General features: G+C 64.2%; 17 protein-coding genes. 13 read left to right on the top strand and 4 right to left on the bottom strand.

Annotation, left to right across the window (positions count from 1 at the left end):
* Nucleotides 1-70 precede the first annotated feature (70 nt).
* Genes HCR84_RS11580 through HCR84_RS11555 form a run of 6 tightly spaced genes read left to right on the top strand, consistent with a single transcriptional unit; the run spans nucleotide 71 to nucleotide 7,151 of the window.
* Nucleotides 71-862: a hydroxypyruvate isomerase family protein gene (locus HCR84_RS11580; protein WP_166980857.1), complete on the top strand. Its 792-nt coding sequence runs from the start codon at nucleotides 71-73 to the stop codon at nucleotides 860-862.
* On the top strand, nucleotides 748-1,773 hold the full coding sequence (locus tag HCR84_RS11575; protein WP_166980858.1) for a 2-hydroxy-3-oxopropionate reductase: 1,026 nt from the start codon (nucleotides 748-750) through the stop codon (nucleotides 1,771-1,773). Before HCR84_RS11580 ends, HCR84_RS11575 begins: the two co-directional genes overlap by 115 nt.
* 22 nt (nucleotides 1,774-1,795) lie before the next feature.
* Nucleotides 1,796-3,574, top strand: coding sequence for a glyoxylate carboligase (gene gcl, locus HCR84_RS11570; protein ID WP_166980860.1), 1,779 nt, complete (start codon nucleotides 1,796-1,798; stop codon nucleotides 3,572-3,574).
* A gap of 8 nt (nucleotides 3,575-3,582) precedes the next feature.
* Nucleotides 3,583-4,713, top strand: coding sequence for a glycerate kinase (locus tag HCR84_RS11565; RefSeq protein WP_166980862.1), 1,131 nt, complete (start codon nucleotides 3,583-3,585; stop codon nucleotides 4,711-4,713).
* An 11-nt stretch (nucleotides 4,714-4,724) separates the two neighbouring features.
* Nucleotides 4,725-6,104, top strand: a complete 1,380-nt coding sequence (allB, locus tag HCR84_RS11560; RefSeq protein WP_166981994.1) for an allantoinase AllB — start codon at nucleotides 4,725-4,727, stop codon at nucleotides 6,102-6,104.
* Nucleotides 6,105-6,113: 9 nt separating this feature from the next.
* Nucleotides 6,114-7,151: a methyltransferase gene (locus tag HCR84_RS11555; protein WP_166980864.1), complete on the top strand. Its 1,038-nt coding sequence runs from the start codon at nucleotides 6,114-6,116 to the stop codon at nucleotides 7,149-7,151.
* Here HCR84_RS11555 and HCR84_RS11550 read toward each other — a convergent pair.
* Nucleotides 7,120-7,512, bottom strand: a complete 393-nt coding sequence (locus tag HCR84_RS11550; RefSeq protein WP_166980866.1) for a DoxX-related protein — start codon at nucleotides 7,510-7,512, stop codon at nucleotides 7,120-7,122. The genes HCR84_RS11555 and HCR84_RS11550 overlap by 32 nt on opposite strands.
* A 146-nt stretch (nucleotides 7,513-7,658) precedes the next feature.
* Here HCR84_RS11550 and HCR84_RS11545 point away from each other — a divergent pair, with 146 nt between their 5' ends.
* From HCR84_RS11545 to HCR84_RS11530, 4 genes are all read left to right on the top strand, one after another.
* Nucleotides 7,659-8,771 carry an ROK family transcriptional regulator gene (locus tag HCR84_RS11545; protein ID WP_235940664.1) on the top strand — a complete coding sequence of 371 codons (1,113 nt, stop codon included), beginning with the start codon at nucleotides 7,659-7,661 and terminating at the stop codon, nucleotides 8,769-8,771.
* A gap of 91 nt (nucleotides 8,772-8,862) precedes the next feature.
* On the top strand, nucleotides 8,863-9,966 hold the full coding sequence (locus tag HCR84_RS11540; RefSeq protein WP_166980870.1) for an ABC transporter substrate-binding protein: 1,104 nt from the start codon (nucleotides 8,863-8,865) through the stop codon (nucleotides 9,964-9,966).
* A gap of 89 nt (nucleotides 9,967-10,055) precedes the next feature.
* Nucleotides 10,056-10,877: an ATP-binding cassette domain-containing protein gene (locus HCR84_RS11535; RefSeq protein WP_166981997.1), complete on the top strand. Its 822-nt coding sequence runs from the start codon at nucleotides 10,056-10,058 to the stop codon at nucleotides 10,875-10,877.
* A complete protein-coding gene (locus HCR84_RS11530) occupies nucleotides 10,870-12,147 on the top strand; it encodes a sugar ABC transporter permease (protein ID WP_235940663.1) in 1,278 nt (425 codons plus the stop codon). The genes HCR84_RS11535 and HCR84_RS11530 overlap by 8 nt, the downstream gene beginning before the upstream one ends.
* Before the next feature lie 54 nt (nucleotides 12,148-12,201).
* Here the strand turns inward: HCR84_RS11530 and HCR84_RS11525 are convergent, their stop codons facing one another.
* Nucleotides 12,202-12,615, bottom strand: a complete 414-nt coding sequence (locus HCR84_RS11525; RefSeq protein ID WP_166980872.1) for a hypothetical protein — start codon at nucleotides 12,613-12,615, stop codon at nucleotides 12,202-12,204.
* A gap of 73 nt (nucleotides 12,616-12,688) precedes the next feature.
* Between HCR84_RS11525 and HCR84_RS11520 the strand changes: the two genes are divergently transcribed.
* A complete protein-coding gene (locus HCR84_RS11520) occupies nucleotides 12,689-13,315 on the top strand; it encodes a MerR family transcriptional regulator (protein WP_166980874.1) in 627 nt (208 codons plus the stop codon).
* 44 nt (nucleotides 13,316-13,359) lie between these two features.
* Here the strand turns inward: HCR84_RS11520 and HCR84_RS11515 are convergent, their stop codons facing one another.
* Entirely contained in the window at nucleotides 13,360-14,322 is a 963-nt protein-coding gene (locus tag HCR84_RS11515) for a metallophosphoesterase (protein ID WP_166980876.1), read from the bottom strand.
* Nucleotides 14,323-14,324: 2 nt separating this feature from the next.
* The gene (locus HCR84_RS11510) at nucleotides 14,325-16,865 is read right to left on the bottom strand and encodes a transglycosylase domain-containing protein (RefSeq protein ID WP_195706639.1); all 2,541 of its coding nucleotides are present in this window, start codon (nucleotides 16,863-16,865) and stop codon (nucleotides 14,325-14,327) included.
* Nucleotides 16,866-16,994: 129 nt separating this feature from the next.
* On the opposite strand from HCR84_RS11510, the gene sp36 reads away from it, so the two are divergent.
* Both sp36 and HCR84_RS11500 read left to right on the top strand, forming a co-directional pair.
* A complete protein-coding gene (sp36, locus tag HCR84_RS11505) occupies nucleotides 16,995-17,153 on the top strand; it encodes a Sp36 family protein (RefSeq protein WP_166980880.1) in 159 nt (52 codons plus the stop codon).
* On the top strand, nucleotides 17,153-17,623 hold the full coding sequence (locus HCR84_RS11500; protein WP_166980882.1) for a RidA family protein: 471 nt from the start codon (nucleotides 17,153-17,155) through the stop codon (nucleotides 17,621-17,623). Before sp36 ends, HCR84_RS11500 begins: the two co-directional genes overlap by 1 nt.
* The last annotated feature ends 13 nt before the right edge of the window (nucleotides 17,624-17,636 follow it).

The following is a 17,636-nucleotide window of genomic DNA, read 5'->3' as shown; positions in this document are numbered from 1 at the left end:
GAAAGTAAATTCCAAGATGCGAAATAAGTATCGACGGAACAGCAGCGACTTACATTGGATGGGAATCGCCATGACGTACACGGTCAACGCCTCGATCCTTCTCACGGATCTGCCGATCATCGACCGCCCGGCCGCAGCGAAGGCCGCCGGCTTCGATGCCGTCGAGTTCTGGTGGCCGTTCCAGACCGCCGTTCCGGCGCAGGCCGACATCGACGCGTTCGTCACCGCTGTGAGCGACGCGGGCGTGCAGCTGACCGGCCTCAACTTCTTCGCAGGCGACATGCCGGGCGGCGACCGCGGCCTCGTCTCGTGGCCCGAGCGCTCCGGCGAATTTCGCGACAACATCTCTGTCGTCGCTGAAATCGGCGAGAGACTCGGATGCCGCGGCTTCAACGCCCTCTACGGCAACCGCGTCGAGGGCGTCGACCCTGCCACGCAGGATGAGCGTGCGCGTGAGAACCTCGCCCTCGCCGCAGACGCCATCGCCTCGATCGGCGGCACTGTGCTGCTCGAGCCGGTGAGTGGAACCGAGGCGTACCCCCTCAAGACGGCGAAGGACGCGCTCGACGTGATCGCAGCGGTCGGCAAGCCGAACATCAAGCTGCTCGCTGACTTCTACCACCTTGCGGTGAACGGCGACGACGTCGACGCGGTGATCGCCGCACACGCGGCACACTTCGGCCACATTCAGATCGCGGATGCTCCAGGGCGCGGTGAGCCGGGCTCGGGAGATCTGCCGCTGGCCCGATGGATCGACGACGCACGCGCCGGAGGCTACGACGGGCCCATCGGCCTCGAGTACAAGACCACCGCGCAGAACCCCTTCGCGTGGCTCAGCGACCAGGCAGCAGCACGCGCCTGATCCGCCATCACACCGTTCAAGGAGAGATAACAATGACAAACGTTTCAGTCATCGGACTCGGCATCATGGGGCTTCCCATGGCCACGAACCTCGTGAACGCGGGGTTCAGCGTCACCGGATACAACCGCAGCCAGCCGAAGATCGACGCACTCGTCGCACGAGGCGGTTCCGGCGCCGGGACCATCGCCGACGCCGTGCGCGACGCCGACGTGATCATCACGATGGTCCCCGACTCGCCCGACGTCGAGGCTGTCGTCACAGGAGACGACGGCGTCTTCGCGAACGCGAAGAGCGGCGCCCTGTGGATCGACGCCAGCACGATACGTCCTGACGTGGCAAAGCGTCTCGCTGACGACGCGCGCGCCGCCGGCATCCGCCCCCTTGACGCCCCCGTCTCGGGTGGCGAGCAGGGTGCCATCGACGGTGTTCTCTCGATCATGATCGGCGGCGAGAAGGCAGACGTCGACGACGCGCAGGCCGTGCTGAACGCCGTCGGCAAAACCATCGTTCACGTTGGCCCCTCCGGCTCGGGCCAGACGGTGAAGGCGGCAAACCAGCTGATCGTCGCCGCCAACATTCAGGCCCTCGCCGAAGCCGTCGTGTTTCTCGAAGCATACGGAGTCGACACCGAAGCCGGTCTGACCGTGCTCGGCGGCGGCCTCGCGGGCTCGAAAGTGCTCGACCAGAAGGGTCAGAAGATGCTCGACCGCAACTTCGACCCCGGATTCCGGCTCACCCTTCACAACAAGGATCTCGGCATCGTCACCGCCGCGGCACGCGAGGCGAACGTCTCGATTCCGCTCGGCGCTTCCGTGGCCCAGCTGGTCGGAAACCTCGTCGCCCAGGGCGACGGGGGCCTCGACCACTCTGGCCTCCTCACTCAGGTTGCGCGCTCGTCAGGGCGCAAGTAACCCCGACGTCTCGGAGAAGACAATGACAAAAATGCGCACCGTTGACGCTGCGGCCCTGATCCTCGAAAAGGAAGGCGCGACCGAGACATTCGGTCTCCCAGGGGCAGCGATCAACCCGTTCTATTCCGCGATGCGCGCCCATGGCGGCATCCGACACACCCTCGCACGCCACGTCGAAGGTGCTTCGCACATGGCAGACGGGTACTCCCGCTCGGCGCACGGCAACATCGGCGTGTGCCTCGGCACCTCCGGCCCCGCCGGAACCGACATGATCACCGGGCTTTACGCTGCGATCGCCGACTCGATTCCGATTCTGTGCATCACGGGCCAGGCGCCGACGGCCGTGCTGCACAAGGAGGACTTTCAGGCAATCGATATCGAGTCGATCGCCAAGCCCGTCACGAAGTTCGCCATGACGGTGCTTGAGCCCGCCCAGGTTCCCGGCGCCTTCCAGCGCGCGTTCCAAGAGATGCGCACAGGACGCCCCGGCCCCGTGCTCATCGACCTGCCCATCAATGTGCAGATGGCCGAGATTGACTTCGATATCGACTCGTATGAGCCGCTGCCCGTCGCCACTCCGAAGGCAACGCGTGCGCAGGCGAACAAGATTCTTGACATGCTGGCTGCCTCTCAGCATCCGGTGATCGTCGCCGGAGGCGGAATCTTCAACGCGGATGCCGCTGACGAGCTCGTGCAGCTGGCGGAATTGCTCGACGTTCCCGTCGTGCCGACGCTCATGGGCTGGGGTGCGATCCCCGACGACCACCCCCTCATGGCAGGCATGGTCGGCATTCAGACCCAGCACCGCTACGGCAACGCCACGTTCCTCGCCTCCGACTTCGTTCTCGGCATCGGCAACCGCTGGGCAAACCGCCACACGGGCGACCTCGAGACCTACCGTGCCGGGCGCACCTTCGTGCACATCGACATCGAGCCGACGCAGCTGGGCCGCATCTTCGCGCCCGAGTACGGCGTGGTCTCTGACGCGAAGGCCGCCCTGCAGGAGCTCATCGCCGCGGCGCGCGAGCGGGCGACCGCCGGTTCGCTTCCCGACTTCAGCTCCTGGGCGACCGAGTGCACGGCGCGCAAGGGAACGCTGCACCGCAAGACGCACTTCGACAACGTGCCGCTCAAGCCGCAGCGCGTGTACGAAGAGATGAACGCGGTGTTCGGCCCCGACACGACGTATGTCTCCACCATCGGGCTGTCGCAGATTCAGGCGGCGCAGATGCTCCACGTGTTCGGCCCGCGCCGCTGGATCAACGCCGGCCAGGCCGGCCCGCTTGGCTGGACGATTCCCGCCGCTCTCGGCGTTGTGCGCGGCAAGCCGGGCCAGAACGTTGTGGCGCTCTCGGGTGACTACGACTTTCAGTTCATGATCGAAGAGCTCGCTGTCGGCGCGCAGCACAAGCTGCCTTACGTGCACGTTGTCGTGAACAACTCGTACCTCGGGCTGATCCGCCAGTCGCAGCGTGGCTTCGACATGGATTACCAGGTGTCGCTCGCGTTCGAGAACATCAACTCGCCCGAGATGAACGGCTACGGCGTGGACCACGTGAAGGTGGCTGAGGGCCTCGGCTGCAAGGCGATCCGCGTCGAGCAGCCCGACGACCTCGCCCCTGCTCTGCGCAACGCGCAGGCGCTCGCCGACGAGCACCAGGTGCCCGTGATCGTCGAGGCGATCCTCGAGCGTGTGACGAACGTGTCGATGGGAACGAGCATTGCGTCGATCAACGAATTCGAAGAACTCGCCGAGGCGGCAGACGACGCTCCGACGGCGCTCACCGAATTGCAGGCATAATCTGTGCCATGCGCATTCTGATCGCCACCGATAAATTCAAAGGCTCACTGACCGGCCCGGAGGTCGCCGCCGCACTCGCGTCGGGGCTCTCCGGGCACACGGTCGACACTGTTCCCGTCGCCGATGGGGGAGAGGGAACAGTGGATGCCGCGATCGCTGTCGGCTACGCAGAACACCGCGCCCGGGTGGCGGGGCCGACGGGCGAAAGCGTAGACGCGCGCTTTGCCGTGAACGGTCGTGACGCGGTGATCGAGATGGCCGCAGCGAGCGGGCTCGATGTGCTTCCCGACGGCACGCTTGCGCCGCTGCGTGCCTCGAGCCGCGGTACAGGTGAGCTGATCAGCGCGGCTCTCGACGCCGGATGCACCCGCATCACGATCGGCGTCGGAGGCAGCGCGAACACCGACGGGGGAGCGGGAGTTCTGGCGGGCCTCGGCGTGCGATTGCTGGATGCCGCCGGAAACGAGCTGCCCGATGGCGGTGCGGCGCTCGCCGACCTCGCCTTCGTCGACATCGCTGGGCTCGACCCGCGCGTTGGCGCCTGCGAGATCGTGCTCGCCGCCGACGTCGACAATCCGCTGGTCGGCGCGCGCGGCGCCGCTGAGGTGTTCGGCCCGCAGAAGGGCGCGACCGCGTCAGACGTCGCCGCCCTCGACGCCGCCCTCTCGCACTACGTCACCGTGCTCTCTTCCGTCGTCCCCGCCGCCGCCGACCTCGCAGGGGCGCCCGGCGCCGGTGCTGCGGGAGGAGTCGGATTCGCTGCCCTCGTGCTCGGCGCCCGGCGTGAACCCGGAACCGCTGTCGTGCAGACGCTCACGGGTCTCGCTGCCCGCATCACGGCGGCTGACCTCGTGATCACGGGAGAAGGCAGCCTCGATGAGCAGAGCCTCGGCGGCAAGGCGCCCATCGGCGTGGCGAACGCTGCTGCGGCAGCATCCGTGCCCGTCATCGCCGTCTGCGGGCGAACGACCCTGAGCGACACCGCACTGCGCGACGCCGGATTCGCCGCCGTCTACGCGCTGTCCGATCTCGAACCCGATGTGGGCAAGAGCATGGCTGGCGCCGCCGACCTGCTGCGTCGCATCGGAACGACAATCACCGCGGATGCCGCACGGCTCACACAAGGAGTGACACTGTGACACAAGACTCTGTGACCGACCACACGAACGATTCGACCACCGCACGAAGCTCCGACGCAGCATCCGGCCGCTACGACCTCGTGATCCGCGGGCGAGTGCTCACCGTCGCGGGCGAGGCTGTGCGCGAGATCGCCGTCTCCGACGGACGCATCGCCGCGATCGAGGCATCCGGAACAGGACTTGCCGCCGACCGATACGTCGACCTCGCCGCCGACGAGATTCTGCTGCCCGGCCTCGTCGACTCGCACGTGCACGTCAACGAACCGGGCCGCACCGAGTGGGAGGGCTTTGCCTCGGCAACGCGCGCCGCGGCGGCGGGCGGCGTGACAACGCTGATCGACATGCCGCTCAACAGCATTCCGCCCACAGTGAACGTCGACGCGCTTGCCGTCAAACGCGCCGTCGCGGGGCCGCAGGCCCATGTCGACGTGGGCTTCTGGGGCGGTGCGGTGCCGGGCAACACGGGCGATCTGCGCCCACTGCACGACGAGGGCGTCTTCGGCTTCAAATGCTTTCTGCTGCCCAGCGGCGTCGACGAGTTTCCGCCGCTGCCTCTCGACGAGATCGAGCGCGACATGCGGGAGCTCGCGACGTTCGACTCGCTGCTCATCGTGCACGCCGAAGACCCGCAGGCTATCGAGACGGCGCCGCACGACTTCGGTCCAGGGTACGCCGGCTTTCTCGCCTCGCGTCCCCGCGACGCCGAGAACGCCGGAATCGCCGCCGTCATCGAGCGCGCCCGCCGCACGGGAGCCCGTGCGCACATTCTGCATCTGTCGTCGAGCGATGCGCTGCCGATGATCGCCGAGGCGAAGGCCGACGGCGTGCGACTCACCGTCGAGACCTGCCCGCACTACCTTGCCCTCTCGGCCGAAGACGTTCCAGACGGCGCCACGGCCTTCAAATGCTGCCCGCCGATTCGCGAAGAGGGTAACCGCGAACTGCTGTGGCAGGGCCTGCTCGACGGCACGATCGACCTCATCGTCTCAGACCACTCGCCGAGCACGGAAGAGCTCAAGGGCACAGGCGACTTCGGCACGGCGTGGGGCGGCGTCTCGTCGCTGCAGTTGGGCATCTCACTCATCTGGAATGAGGCGCGCGCTCGCGGCATCCCGCTCGAACGCGTCGTGTCGTGGATGTCTGCCGCTCCAGCCTCCCTCGTCGGGCTCGAGCGCAAGGGGCGCCTCGAGGTGGGGGCGGATGCCGATTTCGCGGTGTTCGCGCCCGATGAGCAGTTCACCGTGGACGTTCACACGCTGCGCCACAAGAACCCCGTCTCGCCCTATGCCGGCAAGACGCTCACGGGCGCGGTGCGGCGCACGGTGCTTCGCGGCGTCGAGGTCGACGGCGAGACGCCGCGTGGTCTGCTGCTGCGGCGAGGCGAGGCGTAGCATCGGAGCATGCAGCCTTCCGACGAGACGGCGTGGCAGACCCTCGCCCCGCTGATCGACCTCGTGACGCCCATGGCCGTGCGGGTTGCCGCGACCCTCGGCGTGGCCGACCTCTTGCGCGACGGGCCTGTGTCCGCCACAGACCTCGCCCGCCGCTCGGGAGCTGATGCCGACGCACTCGAGCGGATGCTGCGCCACCTGACGTTTCGCGGCATGTTCGTCGAGTCGACCCCTGGCGTCTTCGCGCTCAATCCGGCGGCGGCGCTGCTCGACTCCGAGCATCCCTCTGGCATGCGCGTCAGCCTCGACCTCACGGGTTTTGGCGGGCAGATGGATCTTGCCTTCACGCGGCTGATGCACACGGTTCGCACGGGGGAGCCCGCGTGGCAGGAGGTGTTCGGTGCGCCATTCTGGGAGTACCTGGAAGCGACACCGACGATGGCCGCGTCGTTCGATGCTGTGATGGCCGCCGGCGCTGAGTACGTCGACGACGACGCCGCTGCCTGGGACTGGTCGCGCGCGCGACACGTTGTCGATGTCGGAGGGGGCACCGGGGCGCTGGTAGCGGCGCTGCTGCAGCGGCATCCCCAGCTGCAGGCGACACTCGTCGACCTCCCCGAGACCGTGCAACGAGGTCGTGAGCTGCTGGTCGCGCGGGGCCTCGAACGCCGCGTGCGCATCGCAGGGCAGAGCTTCTTCGACCCGCTTCCGCCCGCGGGAGACGTGTATGTGCTGAACAGCATCCTGCACGATTGGCCCGATTCGGATGCCGTGGCGATTCTGCGGCGGTGCGCCGAGGCGGCGGGGCCGGGCGGCGTCGTCGTGATCATTGAGCAAAACGACGGTTCGGGTGCAGACCATGCAGAGATGGATCTCAGGATGCTTGTGCTCTGCGCCGGCCGCGAGCGCACGCGTGCCGAGTTCGAGGCTCTCGCGCGGGAGGCAGGCCTCTCTGTGACGGGCTACCGCTCGACACCACTCGGGCAGGTCGGCATTGAGCTGCGTGTCGCTGCTGCTATCGACGACCGTTTGCCTGCGCCGCACTGACGCTCATGAGCACGAGCGGAATCTGAAGCGGGAGTCGCAGCACAGCAATCACGACGGCGAGAGCTCCCCGCTTGCGCACGACGCGAACTGTGCGCACATTTGCCGGGAAGACAGCGACAAAGAATGCGGCCGCGACAACACCACCAATGCTCTGTGTGCGACGAGAGGCAAGCAGCGCGGCGATTCCCCACTCGGCATACCCTGATGCCCTCGTCCACAATCGAGCAGACCCGGGCAGCGACCTCGGCACCACCGGGTCGAACACCTGAGGTTTCACTGCGTGCACGATGCCGCTCGCCGTCAGCACGGCTGTGAGAATCAGCGCTGTCGAGCGGGAGCGAGGAGCGGTAACTGACGTCATCTTCACACCATACGCTCGCACGGCACAGCATAATTCTGGCGAGGTGCAGAGCATCCGCGCGAGTCGACTGTATTGTATAACCCGTGACATCGCATCGGCGGACTCCGGGGTCTCAGACTTCACTTCGTGAAGCCAACCGTTCGCGTGTGATCGATGCAATCACACAACACGGCGGTCTCACCCAGGTGGAACTTGCGGGAGCGACGGGCCTGTCGCCCGCGACGATCTCGAACATCGTCAAGGAGCTTTCTGCCTCTGGAGTGCTCGATACACGAGCGAGCACTCGGAGTGGGCGGCGAGCCAGCTATGTGACGATTGCTCATGCTGCGGGAATCGTCGCCGGCATCCACTTTTCGGCTCGCCACCTGCGCGTCGTCATCTCAGATGCAAATCGCACAGTGCTCAGCGAGACGCATATGCCGTTGGCCAGGGCGCATAGAGCTGACAATGAGCTCGATCGTGCCGCTCTGCTGCTCGCTGACATGCTCGCGGGGATGAACTCCTCTGTTGACAAGCTGTTGGGAATCGGAATCGCACTGCCGGCTCCGCTGCGACAGCCAGTGGGGATGGTTGCCCGTAACGGCATCCTCAGTGGTTGGAGCGGTGTTGACGTTCCCCATGTGATGGAGGATCTGCTGAAACGGCCCGTGTTCGTTGACAATGCGTCAAATCTCGCCGCTCTTGCTGAAGCGAGAACCGGGGCGGGGCGGGGCAAAGACACCCTTGTCTTCATTGACCTTGACCACGGGATCGGCTCGGGGCTGATTCTGGGAGGGCGGCTTTTTCGCGGACATACCGGCGCTGCGGGCGAGCTCGGGCACACAGTGATCAGGGAAGGCGGGCCCGTGTGTCGGTGCGGCAACCGCGGGTGCCTCGAAGCAATTGCGGGCGGGCCAGCCCTGATCGACCAGCTTGAACCGGAGCACGGCTCGATGAAGCTTGGCGACATCGTGATTCGTGCAGTGGAGGGCGACCCTCGCACGTTGCGAGTGCTCGCGGATGCGGGTCGCCATATCGGGCTGGCCGTCGCCAACCTCTGCAATCTCCTCGACCCGGAGAGGGTCGTCATCGGCGGTGAACTCGCCCGATCCGGTGAGCTCATCCTCGGGCCGATCCGCCACGCGATGGAGCGCTCGGTCATTGTCGGACCCGAAGCGGCCCCCGAAGTCGTGCAGGGTCAATTAGGCAGCCACGCTGCAGCCCGAGGTGCGGTCATCCACGCGATCGACAATGTGAGTCTTCAGTCGAACGTGTCGTGACGTAAATGCAATCGCCTCCTTGAGTTCAAGTCTTGACGCCAATAATCAAACCTGCAAAACTCAAGAGCGTCATCACGACGGAGGTAAATCGATGAAGATCACCACCACAACGAAGACAGTGGTCAGTGCTGCAGCGATCCTTCTCTCCCTAGGAACCCTCACGGCATGTTCCAATGCCGCAGAGTCTCAAGAAGGAGACGAGGACTCGTCCGCTCCCACGATCGGCCTGCTGCTCCCGGACAACGTCACGGAACGCTATGCGAGTGCAGACAAACCGTACTTCGAAGAGAAAATTGCCGACCTCTGCGCCGACTGCAAAGTTCTGTACGCGAATGCAGACGCGGATGCGGCAAAGCAACAACAGCAAGCCGAATCAATGCTCACCCAGGGAGCAGACGTTCTTGTGCTCGATCCATTCGATGGCAAAGCTGCCGCGGCCATCGTCAACCAGTCGATCCAGCAGGACGTTCCGGTCATCGCATATGACCGCATGATCAACAGTCCCGATGTTTCGTACTACATCTCCTTCGACAACGTGAAGGTCGGGGAACTGCAGGCGACCGCGCTCGTGAAGCGAATGAAGGATCTCGGACTGCCCGATGATGCCGGAATTCTCATGGTGAACGGTTCCCCGCGCGACCCGAACGCTGCGCAATTCAAGAAGGGCGCTCACAACGTCATCGATAAGTCCGACCTGACGGTGCTCGCGGAATACGACACCCCAGGATGGAAGCCAGCGAAGGCGCAGAACTGGGTGGCCGGCCAGGTCACCAAGTTTGGCGACGAGATCAAGGGCGTCTACGACGCCAATGACGATACGGCCGGTGGCGCCATCGCAGCCCTGAAAGCAGGGGGAATCGATCCGCTCCCGCCCGTGACCGGCCAAGACGCGGCGCTCTCAGGAATTCAGCGCATTCTCGCCGGCGATCAGTACATGACCGTCTACAAGGCGTTCAAGCCCGAAGCGTATAAGGCCGCTGAACTGGCCTTCGCCCTTGCTGACGGTGACAGCCCGAAGGCCGATTCCACGGTGAAGACCGCGGATGGTGACGAGATTCCCTCGTTCCTCCTCGACCCCGTTCCGGTGACGGCCGGTGAGGTCCAATCAACAGTGATCAAGGACGGCCTCTACACGGTGGACGAGATCTGCACGGACGCGTACGCCGCCGCGTGCAAAGAGAACGGCATCACATAAGTGACACCGGCGTCGGCCGGCCGAGCCACTGAGCCGGTCGGTCGACGCCGCCACGGGACCGGCACAGACGACAAGGAGACGTCGTGACAATGGCATCCGATTCAGACGAACATCAGGCGCCCGCCCGCACACCCGTGTTATCCATGCGGGACATCTCGAAGGGGTTCGGCGCTGTGCGCGCGCTCTCGGATGTGGAGCTTGATGTCTTTCCTGGAGAGGTCGTCGCCATCGTCGGCGACAACGGCGCGGGCAAATCCACACTCGTGAAGATTCTTGCCGGAGTGCATGGAGCCGACAGGGGGTCGATCACGTTCACCGGCGAGCCCGTGGCGATCGCCTCGCCGACAGCATCCCGCGAACTCGGAATCGCAACGGTGTTTCAAGATCTTGCGCTCTGCGACAATCTCGACGTCGTCGCGAATCTGTTCCTCGGGCATGAGCTGAGCGCAGGCACCCTCAACGAGGAACTCATGGAACAGCAGTCGTGGGAGCTGCTTCGGCAGCTTTCGGCGAAGATTCCCTCCGTGCGCACGCCCGTCGCCTCGCTCTCCGGTGGCCAGCGACAGACGGTCGCCATCGCTCGCTCCCTGATTGGTGATCCGCAGGTCGTCATTCTCGACGAACCGACAGCGGCCCTGGGCGTTGCACAGACCGCCGAAGCGCTGAACCTGATCGAACGACTGCGAGAACGCGGACTCGGGGTCATCCTCATCAGCCACAATATGGCCGACGTGCAGGCAGTCGCCGACCGGGTCGTTGTGTTGCGACTCGGCCGAAACAACGGAATGTTCTACACCTCCGACGTGAGCTATGAAGAGATCATCGCCGCGATTACGGGGGCAACAGACAACCCGATGACCACGGGGAGAGAATCCGACGCGAGCAAGGAAGACCCGATTAACAATGAGTGACCACACATCGGCCGCCCAGGCGACGGACAACTCCGAACCCACGTCCGTGGCAATGGACATGCAGGACGAGCGAATCATCCGACAGGAGGGAATCGCCGGCGCGATCCGCGCATTCGGAAAGCGGATACGCGCGGGAAATCTCGGGTCCCTCCCGATCGTGGCCGGGCTCATCCTGATCTGGATCGTCTTTCAGCTTCTCAACTCCAAGTTTCTCTCGGCAGACAACCTGGTAAACCTCACATTGCAGTGCGCAGCTCTCGGGACCATCGCACTCGGTGTCGTCGTTGTGCTTCTCGTCGCACAGATCGACCTGTCCGTTGGCTCTCTCAGCGGCGTGGCATCGGCAGTGCTCGGCGTGACGTTCGTGCAGATGAACTGGCCGATCTGGCTCTCCTTGCTCGCGGCCTTGGCTCTCGGTGCGCTCATCGGCTTCTTCTACGGGTACCTTTACACCCGGTTCGGGGTTCCGACATTTGTGATCACGCTTGCCGGACTGCTCGGGTTCCTCGGACTCCAGCTGTGGATCTTGGGGCCGACCGGAACTGTCAACATTCCGTTCTCGTCGTGGATCGTCCAAATGGCAACATCGACGTTCCTTCCGCCATGGGTTGCGTACACCATCACCGGTCTCACGGTCATCGGCATCATCATCTCGGACGTGCGCAAGGCTCAGCGCCGTGTGAAGGCCGGGCTTTCGAGCGTCGCGCTGTCTCTCACGATCATCAAGGCAGTGGTCATTCTTCTCGTGGCCGTCGTCGCCATCACCTACTTGGCGACCGACCGCGGCATCGGCGTGACGTTCCTCCTGTTCATCGCGCTGAGCGCACTTGTCGGCTTTCTTCTGAACCGGACCCGCTGGGGTCGGTGGATCTACGCCGTCGGCGGAAACGTCGAGGCCGCTCGCCGTGCGGGAATCAACGTTAAAGCGATCTATATTTCAGCGCTGATGGTGGGGACCACGCTTGCGACTCTCGGCGGGCTGCTCGCGGCGGCCCGACTGACAGCCGCGAGCATCTCCAGCGGTGGCGGCACCACGAACTTGACGGCAATCGCTGCTGCCGTGATCGGTGGCACGAGCCTGTTCGGCGGTCGAGGACACGCGTGGTCGGCGCTTCTCGGAATCTTCGTGATTCAGTCGATCTTCAACGGTCTCACGTTGCTCAGCCTCGACTCTTCGGTGCGCTTCATGGTCACGGGTGCCGTGTTGCTGCTCGCCGTGATCATCGATGCGCTCTCGCGCAGGGCCCGCGCGTCGCACGGCCAAGCGTAGGCGCGGGGGAGCAGGTTAGCATGAACGCGCAGAGGCGATGGCGGTCGTCGTCGCTCACCCGGCCGTGCCTGTGACGATTAACAGGATGCCGCCGGCAAGCAGCGATACCGTCAGCAGGGCTGCTCCGAGCCAGATCAGCGCAATCCACCGATTCGGCTTCGTGGGGTCTCGGCCGATCACCGAGAAGAAGAAGCCGCCCGGAATCAAGAGTGCCGTCGAGAGCACCCCGCCCGCAATGCGGTCACCCAGCGGGCCGACGTCGGCCGCGCTCATGACGAGCCCGACAATGAGCCCAAGGGTGACGAGCATTCCCGCGTGGGCATGCCCCGCGCGAAAGAACGATTTCTGCAGATCGTTCGCTCCCTGCCTTCCCGTGACGACGCGCAGCATGAACGTGCCGCCGTATGCGATGCCGATCACCGTGAGCAGCACGACACCGGCGGTGATGGTCATTGATGACGAAAACATCTGTAACTCCCCGTGTTAGATAGTGACGATATCCAATAGTAGATACTGATACTATCTAGCACAAGGGGTGATCATGAGAATCTCTGAACTGTCACACGAGACGAGCGTCTCGGTAGCCAGCATCAAGTACTACCTGCGCGAGGGGCTTCTGCCCGCGGGGGAGATTCTCGGAGCCCGCCAAGCGGATTACGGCGATGCCCACATCGCTCGTCTGCGCTTGATTCGGGCACTCGTCGACGTCGTCGGCCTACCCATCGCCAAGGTGAAGCGCATCTTTGAGCTCATCGACAATCCGGGCGACGACATGTTCGCCACACTGGGCAAGGCAGTGGATTCCCTTCCGCCATACGCGGCAGACGGGGAGACGGATGCTGATGACTACCCGAAGGCCCGCGAGATCATCGAGAGCCTCGGCTGGACCTACGACGCACGCTATGCCGCGACAGGTCAGCTCGAACGTTCGCTCGGCGCGATCGAGGGAACCGGTGTGCCGATGTCTCGCGAACGCCTTGAGGTGTACTCACGTGCGGCGCGCATGGTTGCCGAATTCGACATCTCGCACCTGCCGCAGGCAGACGCGGACCCGAGCGCGACAATCGAGTACAGCGTGCTCGGCACGGCGCTGTACGAGCCGATCCTCGTTGCCCTGCGCCGCCTTGCCCACCAGGACATCGCCGCACGGGCGCTCGCGAACGACTGAACCTCGTCAGAGCGGCGTGGCTGTCGGTGTTGGCGCGCCTCTCGTCAGATTTGGGCGGCGACGAGCGTGATGAGCGTCGCCTCGGGGCGACACGCGAAGCGCACGGGCGCGTAGATCGACGTTCCCAGGCCAGCCGAAACGTTGAGGAACGACGAGCGCAGAGCGTGCGTCCACACCGAGAGCCCCTTCACTTTCTTGCGTGGGATATCGCAATTGGTGACGAGTGCGCCGTAGCCCGGAACGCACACTTGACCGCCATGCGTATGCCCGGCAAAGATCATCTGCGCGCCGTGCGTCACAAATGCGTTGAGCACACGCTGGTATGGCGCGTGAGCGACGCCGAGCGTTACGTGGCGTGAGACGTCGCTGCCGTCGTCTGAGGTTTGATCATCGCGCAGATCATCGATGAGCCCCGTGAGCACGTCGAGACGGTCGCGGTGAATGTGCGGGTCGTCGACACCGAAGAAGTCGAGCGTTGTCCCGTTCACCTCGAGGCTCGTCACCGCGTTGTTCAGGTCTTTCCACCGCAGCGTCTCGGTGAAGAACCGATCCATCGCAGCCGTATCGAGGTTGGGGGAGCGCGGTGGGATGCCGCCGCGTGACCGCTCGAAGTACCGAAGCCAGTTCTTGCGCATCGGACCGTAATAGTCGTTCGAGCCGTGCACCTGCACGCCGGGAATTCCGCGAAAGGTGTCAAGGGCTCGACGGATGCCGATCAGGCCATCTTCATGGCCGAGATTGTCCCCCGTCAGAACGACGAGATCCGGCTTCAGCGCGACGAGCTCGGCAACCCAACGCTGCTTGTCTCGCTGCCACGGTGCCATGTGCAGGTCTGAGATGTGCAGCACGCGAATCGGCTCGGCACCCGGAGGGAGCACAGGAACCGTCTCGGTGCGCAACGTGAACAGACGCCGTTCAATGAGGGACCCCCACGCGAATGCTCCGGCGGCGACTGTCGCTGCCGTTCCGAGCAGACCGCTGACCAGACCGACGGTGCGTCTACTCATAGTCAGTCATCGTCGTTGCCCTTGCCGTTTCCTTTGCCCTTATCGCCCGTGTCGCCGCAATAGACGGTGACATTCACTGTCGAGCCATCGCCGCTTGTCTCGCCCGCGCCCGGATCTTGGGCGGCGACGGTGTCTTTCTCTCCGCCCGGCTCGCACGATCCGGCCTTCTTCACTGTGAATCCGGCGCTCTCCAGTTTGTTCTTGGCGGCATCGTACGATTCGCCGACCACGTCGGGCACTTCCCTGCCCTCGCCGTTGCTGACCGAGATCGTGACCGTCGAGCCGCTATTGACGCGGGCGCCCCCAGCCGGATCCGTGCTCGCCACCTTGCCGGCCTCGATCGTCGAGTCGACCTGCTCATCGGCAACGCTGACCGTGAAGCCGGCATCCTTCAGACTCTGGGTCGCTTCTTCGACGGACTGCCCGACGACGTCGGGAACGTCCTTGAGGATGCGCCGCGTGAGGTCCTTGTCGGCGGCGGGGAAATCATTGCCGCCGTAGAGCTCGAACGTCTTCCGGACGATCTCTTGCGTGAGGCCGAACTTGATCCGGTGCGCCGGCGCACCGTTGAGATACTTGTGATTCATCGGCGTGAAGTTCGTGCTATTGAGGTTACCGACCCACACGGCGTTGGCAACCTCGGTCGTCGAGGTGGCGAGCCAGGTGTCCTTGTAAGCATCCGTCGTTCCGGTCTTGCCGAAGACCGGACCAGCGTACGGGTTGCCCGCGCGGCCCGTGCCCTGTGTCATGACCTGAGTCAGAGACTGCACGGCGGTTGCCGCGACATTCTCGGGAATTGCCTGGTCGCAGGACGTGCCCGGGACCTCCATTTCAGAACCGTCGGCCTTCACGATCTTGTCGATGGCACGAGGCTCGCAGTGCTTTCCTCCGGCGGCCAGCGTGGCGTACGCGTTCGCCATCGAGAGCGGGGCAATCGTGCTTCCCGAACCGATGAGAGACGAGGCGTTGGCTTGCAGCTCGTCGCCATTTGCGGCGTGCGCGCCGAGTGCCACGGCCGTCTTGTTGACATCGCATATGTCGAGTTTCTCACCCATGGCAGCGAATACGGTGTTGATGGACTGCGTCGTTCCGCGCTGCACCGAGTACATGCCGCCGGGCATTCCACCGCCATCTCCGGCGTTCTTCGGACCGGGTGCCCATGCGACCGGCCCATTGCACGTCTGATAATGGAAGTCACGTCGGGTTGCATTCACGATCTCCTGCGTCGAATGCCCCTGCAGAAGCCACTCGACGAGAACCATCGTCTTCCACGTCGATCCCGGCTGGAAACCGCTTGACCCGCCGTAGGTCTTGTCGGTGTTGTAATTCACGACGGTGTAGCCCGCGCCCTTCTCAGGGTTGTTGGAGTACGCGGTATTCTGCACCATCGCGAGGATGCGCCCGGTGCCGGGCTCGATCGATGTCGCCGTGCCGCCGAGCTTCATGCCGTCTTCGTGCGAGGGAACCGCGGCGTGCAGGGAATCTGCCTCGGTCTTCTGCAGTCGCAGGTCGAGGCTCGTGTAGATGTCGAGGCCACCGCGCTTCAGCAGTGAGACGCGTTCAGGCTTCGTGTCGCCGAATGCTTCGTTCTCTGAGATCACCTGGGTGACATAGTCGCAGAAGTACGCATTGGAACCTGCCGCGGCACACCCGCCCTTCGGCGCGGTGATGTTCGGCTTGATCTCTGTATTGACCGCCTCTTCGTACTGCTCGTCGGTGATCTTGCCGTAGTGCTTCATCGCGACGAGCACGACGTCGCGTCGCTTCTTCGTCAGCGCGTACCCGTTCTCTTCGCCGTTATCCGGGTTATCCGGCTTGTCGATGCGCAGCAGGTTCGGGTTGTTGACGATGCCCATCAGGGTCGCTGCCTGCGCGAGCGTGACGTCCTTCGCGCTCGTGCCGAAGTAGTAGTTGGCTGCCGACTCGACGCCGTAGATCACGCCGCCAAAACCAGAGATGTTGAGGTAGCCGCGCAGAATCTCGTCCTTCGAGTATTCCTTCTCGAGGCCGATCGCGTAGCGCATCTCTTTGAGCTTGCGCGAGTAGTGCACGCCCGCCACCTCGTCGTAGCACTTCGAGAGCTCTTCCTTGGTGTCGGTCTCGCTCTCGCACTTCTGAATGCGCACGTTCTTCACATACTGCTGAGTGATCGAGGAACCGCCCTGCGTGTCTTCGCCGAGCTGGTTTGAGACGATGGCGCGAAGCGTACCCGTGAGATCGATGCCGCCGTGCTCGTAATACCGGTTGTCCTCCGTCGCGACGGCGGCATCCTTCAGATATTGCGAAATCTCGTCCCACTGAACCTCGACACGGTTCTGCTCGTAGAAGCTTGCGAGCAGCACGTTTTTGTCGCCGTCTTTGGCATAGATGTTCGACTTCTCCATGAGGGGAGTGATCTCGAGGTACTCGGGGAGGTCGTCGAAGACGCCAATTGCACTGTTTGCCGTGATGCCGGTGACGGCAAGCGCGGGAGTGACAGTGGCAGTGACGAGAACTCCGGCTGCGGCGCTGAGACCGATGAAGCCGAGAAGGCCTCCGACCACGCCTCTAGCCGTTCGTTTCTGTTCAGGCATAAGATTGATGCTAAGTGACGATTCTGAAAAACACCCTACGCCCATGCGTTTTTAACCGGATTGTTGCCTGAGAATATCAGCCCCAGACGAAGGAGCCACATGACCAAGTGGGAGTACCTGACCACACCGCTGATCGTGCACAACACGTCGGCAATCCTCAACAACTGGGGCAGCGAAGGCTGGGAACTCGTGCAGGTCGTGACCGGCCCGGAAGGTGGGCTCGTCGCCTACCTGAAGCGAGAGATTGACGACGCCTGATGGGCCGGATCGCTGATCGTCTTGCAGAACTCGGCCTCGAGCTGCCGGCCGTGGCCGCTCCCGTCGCCGCGTACGTGCCGGCCATCGAGAACGATGGTGTGCTGTACACCTCGGGGCAGCTGCCGTTTGTGGGCGGCGACCTCCCGGCGACGGGGAAGGTCGGGGATGGGCACGGACTCGTTCCGGCATCCGATGCCAAGGAATACGCACGGCAGAGTGCGCTGAACGCGCTTGCGGCTGCCGAGAGCGTGATCGGGTCGCTTGATCGGGTGACGCGCATTGTCAAGGTTGTCGGCTTTGTCGCCTCCGACCCGGCATTCACGGGGCAGCCTGGCGTGATCAACGGTGCAAGCGAACTGCTCGGTGAGGTCTTCGGGGATGCCGGCGTTCACGCTCGCTCCGCCGTCGGCGTCGCCGTGCTTCCCCTCGACTCGCCCGTTGAGGTGGAGCTGGTTCTCGCTTACGCGTAGTGCTGGCCCGCGC

This window comes from Paramicrobacterium fandaimingii (assembly GCF_011751745.2).
Classification (GTDB): Bacteria; Actinomycetota; Actinomycetes; order Actinomycetales; family Microbacteriaceae; genus Paramicrobacterium; species Paramicrobacterium fandaimingii.
This window is presented reverse-complemented; position numbering and strand designations above follow the sequence as displayed.